We start from the raw sequence: 13,683 nt of genomic DNA on the forward strand, positions 1-13,683 counted from the left end.
AGGTTTAAAGTATCTGCTTCCGGGCCTTGTGCACGCGCCCGCTACCCGCCAGGATGAGCATGAGCAGCGACCCTTCGCCTACCACCGCATCTCCCCACGACGACTTTGCGCGCGCGCATTTGCCGCCGCGCGCACTCTGGCCGCAGCTGTGCCTTGATCTGCCCGAGCTGCAATATCCTGCGCGCCTCAATTGCGTCGCCGCGCTGCTCGATGCGGCCGTGGCCAATGGCGGCGGCGGGCGCACCGCCATCCTGGCCGACGGCCAGCGCTGGAGCTACGCCGACCTGGCGCGGCAAGTCGACCGCATCGCCCACGTGCTGCGCAGCGACCTGCGCCTGATCCCCGGCAACCGCGTGCTGCTGCGCGGCGCGAATACCCCGATGATGGCGGCCTGCCTGCTCGCCGTGCTGAAAGCCGGCTGCATCGCCGTGCCCACCATGCCGCTGCTGCGCGCGCGCGAACTGTCCACCATCCTCGCCAAGGCGCAAGTGAACGCCGTGTTGTGCGCGCAGGGCTTGCGCGCGGAGCTCGACGCGGTGCCATCCCTGCCGGCCATGCTGTGCTTTGGCGCCGATGACGGGGAGCTGGAACGGCGCATGGCGGCCCACGCTGCGCCGTTTGCCGCGCACGACACGGCGGCCGACGATGTGTGCCTGATCAGCTTTACCTCGGGCACGACGGGCGTGCCCAAAGGCACCATGCACATGCACCGCGATATGCTGGCCATCTGCGACTGCTTTCCCCGCTCCATGCTGCAGGTGCGCGCCGACGATATCTTCATCGGCACGCCCCCGCTGGCGTTTACCTTCGGCCTGGGCGGCCTGCTGCTGTTCCCCCTGCGCTTTGGCGCGGCCACCGTACTGCTGGAAAAGCTCACGCCCGACGGCCTGCTGCGCGCCATCGGCGCCTATCAAGCCACGATCTGCTTCACGGCGCCCACCTTTTACCGCCAGATGGCGCCCCTGGCGGCCAGCCACGACTTGCGCAGCCTGCGCTTGTCCGTGTCGGCCGGCGAAGCGCTGCCGCTGGCCACGCGCGACGCCTGGCAGGCGGCGACGGGCCTGGCCATGACGGACGGTATCGGCGCGACCGAAATGCTGCACATCTTCATTTCCGCCACAGGCGAGGGCATCCGCCGCGGCGCCATCGGCAAGGCCATTCCCGGCTACCAGGCATGCATCGTCGACGATGCGGGCGTGCCGCAGCCGCCCGGCGTGACGGGCCGCCTGGCCGTGAAAGGCCCCACCGGTTGCCGCTACCTGTCCGACCCGCGCCAGCGCGAGTATGTGCAGAACGGCTGGAACCTGACGGGCGACACCTTCGAGATGGATGCGGACGGCTATTTCTATTACCGTTCGCGCAGCGACGACATGATCGTCTCGGCCGGCTACAACATCGCCGGCCCGGAAGTGGAAGAGGCGCTGCTGCGCCACCCTGCCGTGGCCGAATGCGGCGTGGTCGGGCGCGCCGATGCCGAGCGTGGCCAGATCGTCGAGGCGCACGTGGTGCTGAAAGACGGCAGCCAGGCCAGCGAGGCGCTGGCGGCCGAACTGCAGGACTTCGTGCGCCAGCAGATCGCCCCGTATAAATATCCGCGCGCCATCCGCTTCCTGCCTTCGCTGCCGCGCACGGAAACGGGCAAGCTGCAGCGCTTCAAACTTCGCACGGACACTCCATGAATATTGTCTGCATCGGCGGCGGTCCCGCCGGCCTGTATTTCAGCCTGCTCATGAAAAAGCAGAATCCGGATCACCGCATCACCGTCATCGAGCGCAACCGCCCGTACGACACGTTTGGCTGGGGCGTCGTGTTTTCCGACCAGACCCTGGGCAACCTGGCCAACGCGGACGAGCCGACTGCGCGCGCCATCCTGCAGGCGTTCAATCACTGGGACGATATCGAGATCCACTTCAAGGGCGAGACCGTGCGCTCGGGCGGCCATGGCTTTTGCGGCATCGGCCGCAAGCGCCTGCTCAATATCCTGCAGGCGCGCTGCGAGGAACTTGGCGTGCAGCTGGTGTTCGAGACGGAAGTGCGGGACGACCAGGCCATCGCGAAGCAGTACGGCGCCGACCTGGTGATCGCCAGCGACGGCTTGAACAGCCGTATCCGCACGCGCTATGCGGCCAGCTACCAGCCCGAAGTCGACCAGCGCCATTGCCGCTTCGTCTGGCTGGGCACGCGCAAGAAATTCGAGGCGTTCACGTTTGCCTTCCGCCAGACGCCGCACGGCTGGTTCCAGGCGCATATCTATCAATACGATGGCGACACTTCCACCTTCATCGTCGAGACGCCCGAACACGTGTGGCGCGCGGCGGGGCTGGACAGCATGAGCCAGGAAGAGGGCATCGCCTTTTGCGAAGCCCTGTTCGCCGAGGAACTCGACGGCCATGGTTTGCTGAGCAATTCGCCGCACTTGCGCGGCTCGGCGCAGTGGATCACCTTCCCCCGCATCGTCTGCCGGCAATGGGTGCACCGGCAGGATGGCGTGCCCGTCGTGCTGATGGGAGACGCGGCCCACACGGCCCATTACTCGATCGGCTCGGGCACCAAGCTGGCGCTGGAAGACGCCATCGAGCTGGCCCGCTGCTTCGGCCAGCATGCAGATAGCGATGCTGCGCTGGCCGCCTACCAGCAGCTGCGCGCCATCGAGGTGCTGAAAATCCAGAGCGCGGCGCGCAATTCCATGGAGTGGTTTGAAAACGTCGAGCGCTACAGCGCCATGGAAGCGCCGCAGTTCGCCTATTCCATGCTCACGCGCAGCCAGCGCATTTCGCATGAAAACCTGCGCCTGCGCGACCCTGCCTACGTGGCCGACTATGAACAGTGGCTGGCGCGGCGCGCGGGCGAGCAGGCTGGCGTGACGCTGTCGCAAGAGCCATTGCCGCCCATGCTCACGCCGTTCCGGCTGCGCGGCGTGCTGCTGAAAAACCGCATCGCCGTCTCGCCGATGGCGCAGTACAGCGCCGTCGATGGCGTGGCGGGCGACTACCATCTGATGCACCTGGGCGTGCGCGCCATGGGCGGCGCGGGCCTCGTGTTTGCCGAGATGACGTGCGTGTCGGCGGACGCGCGCATCACGCCCGCCTGTCCCGGCATGTACAGCGAAGCGCACACGCAGGCCTGGCGGCGCATCGTCGATTTCGTGCATGCGAACAGCGATGCGAAGATCGCCCTGCAGCTGGGACACGCGGGCGCGAAAGGCTCGACGCGACCCATGTGGGACGGCATCGACCAGCCGCTCAGCGAGGGCAACTGGCCCTTGATCTCGGCCTCGGAACAGCAGTACCTGGCCGGCGTGTCGCAAACGGCGCGCGCGGCCACGGAAAGCGACCTGGCGCGCATCGAGCAGGACTTCGTGCGCGCCACCCTGGCCGCGGCCGTCGCCGGTTTCGACTGGCTGGAACTGCATTGCGCGCATGGCTATCTGCTGTCGAGTTTTATCTCGCCGCTGACCAACCGCCGCACGGACGAATATGGCGGCAGCCTGGAAAACCGCTGCCGCTATCCGCTGCGCGTGTTCCGCGCCATGCGCGCCGCCTGGCCGCAGGACAAGCCGATGAGCGTGCGCATCTCGGCCCACGACTGGGTCGAAGGCGGCATCACGCCCGACGATGCAGTCGTCATCGCGCGCCTGTTCAAGCAGGCGGGCGCCGACCTGATCGACTGTTCCTCGGGCCAGGTCAGCAAGCTCGAACAGCCCGTGTACGGACGCATGTTCCAGGCGCCGTTCGCCGACCGCGTGCGCAACGAGGCGGGCATCGCCAGCATGGCCGTCGGCTCCATCTTCGAAGCGGACCACGCCAACAGCATCATCGCCGCCGGGCGCGCCGACCTGTGCGCCGTGGGCCGGCCGCACCTGGCCAACCCGGCCTGGACGCTGACGGAAATGGCGCGCATCGGCTACAGCGGCGCCGGTGCGGCGTGGCCGAAACAGTACCGGCCGGGCCAGCAGCAGCTGGAACGCAATCTGCAGCGCGAACGCCAGCTGGCCGCCGCCAATACGGGCCTCACCCCGCAACAGGTGGCCGCGCGGCTGCTGGAAGGATGACATGAGCAAGGAGCAACTGGACGGTGCATTGGCCAACAAGCACGCGCTGGTGACGGGCGCCGGCAGCGGCATCGGCCTGGCCTGCGCGGCCGCCTTGCTGGACGCGGGCGCCAGGGTCACCCTGGCCGGGCGCGATGGCGCGCGGCTGGCGCGCGCGCGCATGCAGCTGGAAGAGGCGGGCCACGCGGGCAGGGTGGCCATCTGCGTGCTCGACGTGGCCGTGGAAGCATCCGTGGAGGCAGGGTTTGCACAGGCGGCCGCGCATTTCGGCCGCATCGACATCTTGATCAATAACGCGGGCCAGGCGCATGCGGCGCCTTTCGGCAAGACGGATGCCGCCATCTGGCAGCAGATGCTGGCCGTGAACCTGACGGGCGTATTCCACTGCTGCCAAGCGGCCATGCCGGCCATGCTGGAAGCGGGCTGGGGGCGTATCGTCAACGTGGCGTCGACGGCGGGCTTGAAGGGGTATCGCTATGTCAGCGCCTATGTCGCGGCCAAGCATGGCGTCATTGGCCTGACGCGCGCGCTGGCGCTGGAAGTGGCGCCGCGCGGCGTCACCGTCAACGCCGTCTGTCCCGGCTACACGGAAACGGAGATGGTGGCGCAGGCCGTGCAGAACATCGTGCGCAAGACGGGGCGCGGCGAAGACGCGGCGCGCGCGGAACTGGCGGCGGGCAATCCGCAGCAGCGGCTGGTGCAGCCGCGGGAAGTGGCCGATGCGGTGGCGTGGCTATGCCTGCCCGCGTCGTCCGCCATGAATGGACAATCGATCGCCGTCGCCGGCGGCGAAGTCATGTAACTGAATGAAGACCATGGATAAAGAACCCGAAAATTTGCGCGACGAACCCGTGCTGGACCTGGCCAGCCGGCTGACGCAGGACCATCACCAGTCGCTGAAATTGTGGCTGCGCATGCTCTCGTGTACGGTGAAGATTGAAAACGAGGTGCGCACGCGCTTGCGCGCCACCTTCGGCATCACCTTGCCGCGCTTCGACCTGATGGCGCAGCTCGAGCGCTTTCCCGACGGCTTGCGCATGGGCGAACTGTCCAAGCGCATGATGGTCACGGGAGGCAACATCACGGGCATCACCGACCAGCTGGAGCAGGAAAAGCTGGTGGTGCGCGTGGTCGATCCGAAGGACCGGCGCTCGTACAGCGTCAAGCTGACGCCGGCGGGCCGGCGCGCCTTCGACGAGATGGCGCGCGTGCACGAGGGCTGGATCGCCGAACTGCTGCACGGCGTGACGCCCGATGACAAAACCCAGTTGATCGACCTGCTGTCGCACATGAAACAGCAGCTGAATGACACCTCGATAAAGGACTGACCATGCGCCATTTACCCGGCCAGCCGCAAGACCTGCCAGGCAACCGCGCCAGCCTGGCCCATTACGCGGCGCGGCATTTTCTGTTTGCCGTCGATGCAGGCGTCGCCACCTTGACACTGCACCGGCCCGAGCGCAAGAATCCGCTCACTTTTGACTCGTACGCGGAATTGCGCGAGCTGTTCCGCGCGCTGGCCCATGCGGACGACGTCAAGGCCGTCATCATCACGGGCAGCGGCGACAATTTCTGTTCGGGCGGCGACGTGCACGACATCATCGGCCCGCTGACGAAACTCGATATGCCCGGCTTGCTGGCCTTTACCCGCATGACGGGCGACGTGGTGAAAGCCATGCGCGCCTGCCCGCAGCCCATCATCGCCGCCATCGACGGCATTTGCGCAGGCGCCGGCGCCATGCTGGCGCTCGCTTCCGATATCCGCATCGGCACGGCGCGCAGCAAGACGGCCTTCTTGTTTACCCGCGTGGGCCTGGCCGGCTGCGACATGGGCGCCTGCGCCTTGCTGCCGCGCGTGATCGGCCAGGGCCGCGCCGCCGAGCTGCTGTACACGGGGCGCTCCCTGGCCGGCGCCGAGGCCGAGCGCTGGGGCTGGCTCAACCGCCTGGTCGAGCCGGAGGAGCTGGCCGAAGCGGCGCAGCTGTTCGCCGCCGGCCTGGCCAGCGGCCCCACGTTCGCGCACGGCATGACGAAAAAAATGCTGCAGCAGGAGTGGAACATGGGCGTCGATGAAGCGATCGAGGCGGAAGCGCAGGCGCAAGCCATTTGCATGGCCACCAACGATTTCCACCGCGCCTATCACGCCTTCGTGGCGAAGGAAAAACCGCAGTTCGAGGGTGATTAAGATGCAAAATACACGCGACACCACTTACCTGGACTGGCCGTTTTTCGAGGCGCATCATGCAAAGCTTGAGTCCGAACTCGACGCCTGGGCGGCACGGCATCTTGGCGAGGCGCACGGCGCCGACGTCGATGCGGCTTGCCGCGCGCTGGTGGCGGAGCTGGGGCAGGGTGGCTGGCTTGCGCATGCCACGGGCACCGATGGCAAGATCGATACGCGCGCCATTTGCCTGATGCGCGAAACCCTGGCGCGCCACGACGGCCTGGCCGATTTCGCTTTTGCCATGCAGGGACTCGGTTCGGGCGCCATCGGCCTGTTCGGCAGCTTGGACAACAAGGCGCGCTATCTGCCAGACGTGGCCAGCGGCAAGCGCATTGCCGCCTTTGCCCTGTCCGAGCCGCAGGCCGGCTCCGACGTGGCAGCCATGGCGTGCGCGGCGCGCCGCGACGGCGACGACTACGTGCTCGATGGCGAAAAGACGTGGATCTCGAACGGCGGCATCGCCGACTTTTACGTGGTGTTCGCCCGCACGGGCGAAGCGCCCGGTGCGCGCGGCATCAGCGCCTTCATCGTCGACGCCGACAATCCGGGGCTGGAAATCGCCGAGCGCATCGCCGTCATCGCGCCGCATCCGCTGGCGCGCCTGCGCTTCAGCCAGTGCCGCGTGCCCGTGTCGCAGCGCCTGGGCGAGGCGGGGCAGGGCTTCAAGGTGGCGATGGCGACGCTCGACGTGTTCCGCACGTCGGTGGCCGCCGCCGCGCTGGGCTTTGCGCGGCGCGCCTTCGACGAAGCGCTGCGCCATGCGACGGCGCGCCAGATGTTCGGCCAGACCTTGGCGGACTTCCAGCTGACGCAGGCAAAATTGGCGCAGATGGCCACCGGCATCGATGCGGCCGCGCTGCTCACCTACCGCGCCGCCTGGCAGCGCGACCAGGGCCGCAAGGTGACGAAGGAAGCGGCCATGGCCAAGCTGACGGCCACGGAAACGGCGCAGCAGGTGATCGATGCGGCCGTGCAGCTGTTCGGCGGGATGGGCGTCGTCAGTGGTCACCCGGTCGAGCGCCTGTACCGCGAAATTCGCGCCTTGCGCATCTACGAGGGCGCCAGCGAAGTACAGCAATTGATCATCGCGCGCGAACTGCTGCGCGAGGCGGGGAACGCATGAGCAGCATGAACGGCATGAACAACGAGGAGAACGCAATGCAAGTGCTGCAACCAGCGGGATGGGCCAGGCCGCGCGGCTATGCGAACGGCGTGGCCGCCAGCGGACGCACGGTGTATGTCAGCGGCATGATAGGCTGGGATGCGCAGGGCCAGTTTCATACGGACGATTTTGCGGGGCAGGTGCGCCAGGCCTTGCAAAATATCGTCGCCGTGCTGGCCGAGGCGGGCGCCTTGCCCGAGCACATCGTGCGCATGAACTGGTATGTGCTGGACAAGAAGGAATATGTGGCGGCATATCCACAAATCGGCGTCGCCTATCGCGAGCTGATCGGCAAGCATTTTCCTGCCATGACGGCGGTGCAGGTGGCGGGACTGATCGAGGACAGAGCGAAGGTCGAGATCGAAGTGACGGCGGTGCTGCCTGACTGAATTTCTGCTGCGAAATATTGCATATTGGCATCTAAATAATAAATATAAAAACAATATCTATCGTGTTATATTTGGCAACCGGAAAATACGCCGGTTTTAAATACTGACAGTCGAGGTAGAGGATGCGTAATAATTTCAGAGCGGCAAGAAGCGTGGCGCTGGCGGTGGCCGGCATGGTTGTTAGCCTGGGGGCGCTGGCCGATTCCGGTCCCTCGCTACTCTCTCCCGGCCACAAGACGCAACTGGAAACCTGGCTCGGCGAAGGCCGCCTGTCGCTGACGAATATTTATACCAAGGCGGCGGGCGATACCTCGCTGGACTTTCATAAGGCATCCGACGGCAAGGGACGTACTTTTTCCGTCATGGAGGCCACGAATTCATCGGGCAAGACGTGGCTGGTGGGCGGCTACAATCCGCAAAGCTGGAGTTCCACCGATGGCGCGCATGTCACCATGGACGACAGCCAGCGGACCGCCTTTCTGTTCAATTTGACCTCGGACTTCATGCTGCCGCAATTGAAGCAGTATTTTAACGGCGACGGCATCGGCAAGGACCAGACCTACAATCTGGCCAATTACGGCCCTACTTTTGGCTACGGCCATGATCTGTATGTGCCGCAGGACCTCACGCACGGCGGCAGTTCCTTCCTGTACACGTATAACTATCTGGGCCAGCCATCGACCGGCGTCAGTCTGCTCGACGGTTCCATCTGGCATGGCAACGATATCACTTTCGGTGCCATCCAGGTGTTTTCCATCAGTGCCGTGCCGGAGCCGGGAACGTATGGAATGTTCATGGCGGGATTGCTGCTGATGGCGGCGCGTCGCCGTGGCAAACGTGCGGTTGACAATGCGCAGGCTGTTAAATGCCGTTGATACAAAATGGTGTGCCGCTGTCCCAGGCGAGCATCGCGGGATGGCGGGTTACGCGCTAGCCAGTTACTCGTGGGGGCGATAAAGCGAACATGTAGGGCGCTTGTTTCGAAATCGGCCCGGCCTTCGGTCTTCGTCTGCTGGATGGGCGTACATGAGCCAAGTCACAAGTATGCCGGGCCATCCATAATCCTCCGTACGCCAATTTATTACCAGTAGGAATCCGCGGTGTTATTTAACACATTTGCTTTCTTCTTGATCTTTTTGCCATTGGCGCTGCTTGGCTATTTTCTCCTGTCAAAGTATTCGTTGCGTGTGTCGATTATCTTCTTGCTGCTGGCATCGCTCGCATTCTATTGTTATTGGGATATTCGTTTTTTGCCATTGCTGGTCTTGTCAATCTGTGTCAATTTTGCGGTAGGGCGCGGGATTTCACAGCGTTATGAACGGGGCAGTAGGCGCTCCGCCAAGGCATGGCTTGGCGTTGGACTGGTTTTCAATCTTTCCCTGCTGATTTTCTTCAAGTATTTTGATTTCCTTATAGAAAATATAGCCGTCCTGACCGGTGCGCCGCTGGCACCGATCGGCATCGTCTTGCCGATCGGGATATCGTTTTTCACGTTTACGCAGATTGCATACCTCGTCGACTGTCATGCAGGGAAGGTCAGGGAGTACCAGCCGGAAAGCTATGGTCTGTTCGTCACGTATTTCCCGCACCTGATCGCTGGTCCTATCTTGCATCATAAAGACATGATGCCGCAGTTTTCACAGCCGGAATCACACTTGTTGCGGCGAGGGCGTATCATCGTCGGCCTGACGTTTTTCACCATCGGCCTGTTCAAGAAAGTGATATTGGCCGATGGCGTGGCCCGTTACGTCGCGCCCGTGTTCGATGCGTACCACCAGAATCTGAGCATGCTGGAAGCCTGGGCCGGAGCTCTGGCGTACACCTTCCAGTTGTATTTCGACTTTTCCGCCTATTCGGACATGGCATACGGCCTGTCCTATATGTTTGGCATCATATTACCCATCAATTTCAACTCGCCGTACCAGGCGACTTCCATCATCGATTTCTGGCGTCGCTGGCACATCACGCTGTCCACATTCTTGCGCGATTATCTGTACATTCCCTTGGGGGGAAATCGCCAGGGCGCCTTCCAGCGCTACCGTAATCTGTTCGTGACCATGCTGCTGGGTGGCTTGTGGCATGGCGCCAACTGGACTTTTCTCATATGGGGCATGCTGCACGGTATTTACCTGATTATTAATCATGCGCTACGCCATGTTCTTGGTGGACGCAGCAATCTGCCGATACGCGTTGCCGGTAGCATCGCCACCTTCCTGGCGGTTGTTTTGGCATGGGTCTTTTTCCGTGCCAGTTCGGTGGGGGTGGCGCTGGATGTACTGCAAGCCATGGGCGGAGGTACTCTGACGCCAGCGATGCAGGGAGCGATGCTGGGAATCGACCGGATTATGGCACTGCAGAGCTGCCTGTGGTGGTTGCTTGCTTGCGCGGCCATTGCCTTCCTCACGCCAAATGCCTACGTCCTGCTGGGTCGGGGAATTTTACGCACACAGGAACAGCGCTTATCCGGCCAGGGCGGCAATATCGTTTTGGGTGCGCTATTGATTCTCTGTTTGCTTTTGCTGGCGATTAGCGAAACGCGTGGTATTTCTGAATTTCTTTATTTTAATTTCTAAATCATATGCGTCCTTTATCTGCCATAGGCTTGGGCATGCTGGCAACGGTGCTGGTGCTCGAGGCCATCCTGCAATGCCTGCCTGTCTCGTCCGGCTTGCGGCTGGAAAATAGCGACCCGCAAATTCCATTTCGCCGCTATCTGGCGTACCAGTCCTATGTGTATTCGTATGGTTGGGCGTTGAACAACGCGCGCAGCGGCGTGATCAATGCCCAAGGGGCATCGAATTCGCGTGACTTCAAGGATGGCGCTGCCGTACTGGTACTCGGTGACAGTTTTGTCGAGAGCTTGATGCTCGATTATTCCGATACCATGCAGGGACAGCTGGAGCATGCGCTTGGCGGCGGGGTGTATGCTGCCGGTAATTCCGGCAATGGCCTTGCCGATACACTGGCCATGGCGCGCTATTATTTGCCGCGCGTGCATCCGCGCACCGTAGTGTTATTTGTCGATGGCAGTAATCTTGCCACCTTGCTGGAACCGGCGAAACGTGGCCACAATCAGATCGAGGCCGGCCCAGTTGGCTTGCACATGGTGCATACGCCGTATATGGAACCCAAGATGAAGCGGGTGGTGTCCTATTCGGCATTGGCCCGGTATTGTTATTACAATCTCAAGTTACCCGATTGGCTATCGTCCACACTGCGCCGCAAGAGTCGGCCACAGGCGGCTCCGTTGCCGGTCCGGGACACGGCGGCGCTGGCATTGGTGCTCGACTACTATCTGACACAGCTGCGTGCCATCGAAGGTAGTTCTAAGGTGCAGTTTCTATTTCTCGTCGATGGTGAGCGGGGCCTGCTGTACGATGCGCGCAAGGGCGAGCCGTCCTGGCAGGTCGGGGATCGGGCATTTTTCCTAGACCGTTTGAAACGGCATGGCTATGCCGCAATCGACATGCAAACTGTGTTCGCGCGGCATTGGGCGGCACAGCGCGAGCGGATGGACTTCGCTCCCATGGATGCGCACTGGAACAAGGTGTCCCATACGCTGGCTGCCCAGCAAATATTGTCCCGGCTAAAATAGACGGCTCCAGCGACTTAGCGTGCGCGCAATGGCAGATGGTACTCGAACCGCCTGCTTGCCACGCTGTCAATGGCGGGCGCTTGCCTGTATAATGCCGCTGCGCGTGTCGCCATCGTACAATGGATAGTACAAGGTCCTCCTAAGACTTAAATGCAGGTTCGATTCCTGCTGGCGACACCACGTTTCCACGCAACGCGCGTCGGCAGCCTGTGGTCATCCAGGCGGTAGTTACTGGTCGATGGCGATTGAAGTCCAGGTTATCGGTACAATGCGTGCTTCATTCATCTAATCGGCGGCTGTTTGGCACACCACGCGGTGTGCGCGAGACGGCGCCCGAGCACTCTTACTCATTATGGCTGTCATTTCTCTTTCATCGGCGCAACTTGCGTTCGGTCACGTCGCGCTGCTCGATCACGCGGAATTTTCACTGGAAACCTCGGAACGGGTCGGCTTGATCGGCCGCAACGGCACGGGCAAATCCTCGCTGTTGAAGGTTATTTCGGGCAAATTCAAGCTCGACGACGGTTTGTTGGTGATGCAGCAAGGCATCAAGATCGCCTATGTGGAGCAGGAACCGCAATTCGACCCGGAGATGTCCGTGTTCGATGCCGTCGCTTCCGGCATGGGCGAGTCGCAGGCGTGGCTGAAGGAATACGATGCGCTGACGGGCCAGTTTGGCCAGGGCAATGACGATGAACTGATGGAACGCATGCACGACATCCAGGTCAAACTCGATGCGGCCGATGCGTGGAGCTTGCCGAACAAGGTGGAAACCGTGCTCGACCGCTTGAACCTGACGGGCGACATGCTGATGAAGACCCTGTCCGGCGGGATGCAAAAGCGCGTGGCGCTGGCGCGCGCGCTGGTGTCGGCGCCCGACGTGTTGCTGCTCGATGAACCGACCAACCATCTGGACTTCAGCTCCATCCTGTGGCTGGAAGGTTTGCTGCGCGACTTCAAGGGCAGCGTGCTGTTCATTACCCATGACCGCTCCTTCCTCGACAACGTCGCCACGCGCATCATCGAACTCGACCGCGGCCGCTTGCTGTCGTATCCGGGCAATTTCACGGCGTACCAGACCCGCAAGGCGGAGCAGCTGGAAATCGAGGAAGTGGAAAACGCCAAGTTCGACAAGTTCCTGGCGCAGGAAGAAGTGTGGATACGCAAGGGCGTCAAGGCCCGCCGCGTGCGCGACGAAGGCCGCGTGCGCCGCCTGGAAGCGCTGCGCCTGACGCGCAATGCGCGCCGCGAACAGCAGGGACAAGTCAAGCTGGACGTGTCGGCCGGCGAACGCTCGGGCAAGATCGTGGCGGATCTGGAAAACGTCTCGAAGATTTATGGCGACAAGGTCATCGTCAAGGATTTCAGTGCCACCATCTTGCGCGGCGACAAGGTCGGCCTGATCGGCGCCAACGGCGCCGGCAAGACCACCTTGCTGAAGATGATCCTCGGCCAGGAAGAGTCGGACACGGGCACCATCCGCCTGGGCACCAAGCTGCAAGTGGCGTATTTCGACCAGATGCGTACGCAGCTGAACGAAGAGGCGAACCTGATGGAAACCATCGCGCCGGGCAGCGATTGGGTCGAGATCAACGGTCAGCGCCGTCACGTGATGACGTATCTGAATGACTTCCTGTTCGCGCCGGAACGCGCCCGTTCGCCCGTCAAGTCGCTGTCCGGTGGCGAGCGCAACCGTTTGCTGCTGGCGCGTCTGTTCGCCAAGCCGGCCAACGTGCTGGTGCTCGATGAGCCGACCAATGACTTGGATATCGATACCCTGGAATTGCTGGAAGAGTTGCTGGAAGAATACACCGGCACCGTCTTCCTCGTCAGCCATGACCGCACCTTCCTCGACAATGTCGTCACCCAGGTGATCGTCGCCGAAGGCGAGGGCAAGTGGCGCGAATTCGTCGGCGGCTATACGGACTGGGAGCGCGTGCGCACCTTGCCGATCGCCACGGCGCCAGCCAGCAAGCCGGCCGTCAAGGTCGAGGCAGCCGCTCCGGCCGCCAAGCAGAAAAAGCTCAGCTACAAGGAACAGCGCGAGCTGGAAGAGTTGCCGAAACTGATTGCCAAGCTGGAAGACGAGCAATCGGTACTGGCCGCCGAGCTGTCGCACCCTGACTTCTACAAGAAGACGCCGGCTGAAGGCAAGCGCCTGAACGCGCGCGTGGCCGAGATCGAAGGCGAACTGCTGGAAGCGCTGGAAAAGTGGGAGCAGATCGAGGCGCGCGCCAACGGTTGATTGTTTTCTGCCTCTTC

Annotated in this window: 11 protein-coding genes and 1 tRNA gene; all 12 read left to right on the forward strand. The window is 62.7% G+C overall.

Features of this window, described 5'->3' with window-relative positions:
• The first annotated feature begins 59 nt into the window (after window positions 1-59).
• The 12 genes from BLU39_RS17280 (at window position 60) to BLU39_RS17335 (ending at window position 13,666) form a co-directional block, all read left to right on the forward strand.
• A complete protein-coding gene (locus tag BLU39_RS17280; RefSeq protein ID WP_092715100.1) occupies window positions 60-1,679 on the forward strand; it encodes an AMP-binding protein in 1,620 nt (539 codons plus the stop codon).
• A complete protein-coding gene (locus BLU39_RS17285; RefSeq protein WP_092715102.1) occupies window positions 1,676-4,051 on the forward strand; it encodes a bifunctional salicylyl-CoA 5-hydroxylase/oxidoreductase in 2,376 nt (791 codons plus the stop codon). The genes BLU39_RS17280 and BLU39_RS17285 overlap by 4 nt, the downstream gene beginning before the upstream one ends.
• A 1-nt stretch (window position 4,052) precedes the next feature.
• Window positions 4,053-4,853, forward strand: a complete 801-nt coding sequence (locus tag BLU39_RS17290; RefSeq protein WP_092715105.1) for an SDR family NAD(P)-dependent oxidoreductase — start codon at window positions 4,053-4,055, stop codon at window positions 4,851-4,853.
• A 13-nt stretch (window positions 4,854-4,866) separates the two neighbouring features.
• On the forward strand, window positions 4,867-5,379 hold the full coding sequence (locus BLU39_RS17295) for a MarR family winged helix-turn-helix transcriptional regulator (RefSeq protein ID WP_092715107.1): 513 nt from the start codon (window positions 4,867-4,869) through the stop codon (window positions 5,377-5,379).
• 2 nt (window positions 5,380-5,381) lie between these two features.
• Window positions 5,382-6,236 carry an enoyl-CoA hydratase family protein gene (locus BLU39_RS17300; protein WP_092715110.1) on the forward strand — a complete coding sequence of 285 codons (855 nt, stop codon included), beginning with the start codon at window positions 5,382-5,384 and terminating at the stop codon, window positions 6,234-6,236.
• A 1-nt stretch (window position 6,237) separates the two neighbouring features.
• Window positions 6,238-7,398, forward strand: coding sequence for an acyl-CoA dehydrogenase family protein (locus BLU39_RS17305; RefSeq protein WP_092715112.1), 1,161 nt, complete (start codon window positions 6,238-6,240; stop codon window positions 7,396-7,398).
• Between the two features lie 35 nt (window positions 7,399-7,433).
• Window positions 7,434-7,826, forward strand: a complete 393-nt coding sequence (locus BLU39_RS17310) for a RidA family protein (protein ID WP_092715307.1) — start codon at window positions 7,434-7,436, stop codon at window positions 7,824-7,826.
• A gap of 122 nt (window positions 7,827-7,948) precedes the next feature.
• On the forward strand, window positions 7,949-8,701 hold the full coding sequence (locus tag BLU39_RS17315) for a PEP_CTERM-anchored TLD domain-containing protein (protein WP_254788997.1): 753 nt from the start codon (window positions 7,949-7,951) through the stop codon (window positions 8,699-8,701).
• 225 nt (window positions 8,702-8,926) lie between these two features.
• Entirely contained in the window at window positions 8,927-10,399 is a 1,473-nt protein-coding gene (locus tag BLU39_RS17320; protein WP_092715116.1) for an MBOAT family O-acyltransferase, read from the forward strand.
• A 35-nt stretch (window positions 10,400-10,434) separates the two neighbouring features.
• Window positions 10,435-11,421, forward strand: coding sequence for a hypothetical protein (locus BLU39_RS17325; protein ID WP_092715118.1), 987 nt, complete (start codon window positions 10,435-10,437; stop codon window positions 11,419-11,421).
• A gap of 105 nt (window positions 11,422-11,526) precedes the next feature.
• Window positions 11,527-11,601, forward strand: a tRNA-Arg gene (locus BLU39_RS17330).
• A gap of 172 nt (window positions 11,602-11,773) precedes the next feature.
• A complete protein-coding gene (locus BLU39_RS17335; RefSeq protein WP_092715120.1) occupies window positions 11,774-13,666 on the forward strand; it encodes an ATP-binding cassette domain-containing protein in 1,893 nt (630 codons plus the stop codon).
• Window positions 13,667-13,683 lie beyond the last annotated feature (17 nt).

The organism is Janthinobacterium sp. OK676, assembly GCF_900103595.1.
Lineage (GTDB): Bacteria > Pseudomonadota > Gammaproteobacteria > Burkholderiales > Burkholderiaceae_D > Janthinobacterium.

Excerpts from the sequence above, each read along its gene's own strand:
- BLU39_RS17310 (WP_092715307.1), top strand. The coding sequence starts at position 7,434 with ATGCAAGTGCTGCAACCAGCGGGATGGGCCAGGCCGCGCGGCTATGCG.
- BLU39_RS17290 (WP_092715105.1), top strand. The coding sequence starts at position 4,053 with ATGAGCAAGGAGCAACTGGACGGTGCATTGGCCAACAAGCACGCGCTG.
- BLU39_RS17300 (WP_092715110.1), top strand. The coding sequence starts at position 5,382 with ATGCGCCATTTACCCGGCCAGCCGCAAGACCTGCCAGGCAACCGCGCC.
- BLU39_RS17335 (WP_092715120.1), top strand. The coding sequence starts at position 11,774 with ATGGCTGTCATTTCTCTTTCATCGGCGCAACTTGCGTTCGGTCACGTC.
- BLU39_RS17305 (WP_092715112.1), top strand. The coding sequence starts at position 6,238 with ATGCAAAATACACGCGACACCACTTACCTGGACTGGCCGTTTTTCGAG.
- BLU39_RS17280 (WP_092715100.1), top strand. The coding sequence starts at position 60 with ATGAGCAGCGACCCTTCGCCTACCACCGCATCTCCCCACGACGACTTT.
- BLU39_RS17295 (WP_092715107.1), top strand. The coding sequence starts at position 4,867 with ATGGATAAAGAACCCGAAAATTTGCGCGACGAACCCGTGCTGGACCTG.
- BLU39_RS17285 (WP_092715102.1), top strand. The coding sequence starts at position 1,676 with ATGAATATTGTCTGCATCGGCGGCGGTCCCGCCGGCCTGTATTTCAGC.
- BLU39_RS17325 (WP_092715118.1), top strand. The coding sequence starts at position 10,435 with ATGCTGGCAACGGTGCTGGTGCTCGAGGCCATCCTGCAATGCCTGCCT.
- BLU39_RS17315 (WP_254788997.1), top strand. The coding sequence starts at position 7,949 with ATGCGTAATAATTTCAGAGCGGCAAGAAGCGTGGCGCTGGCGGTGGCC.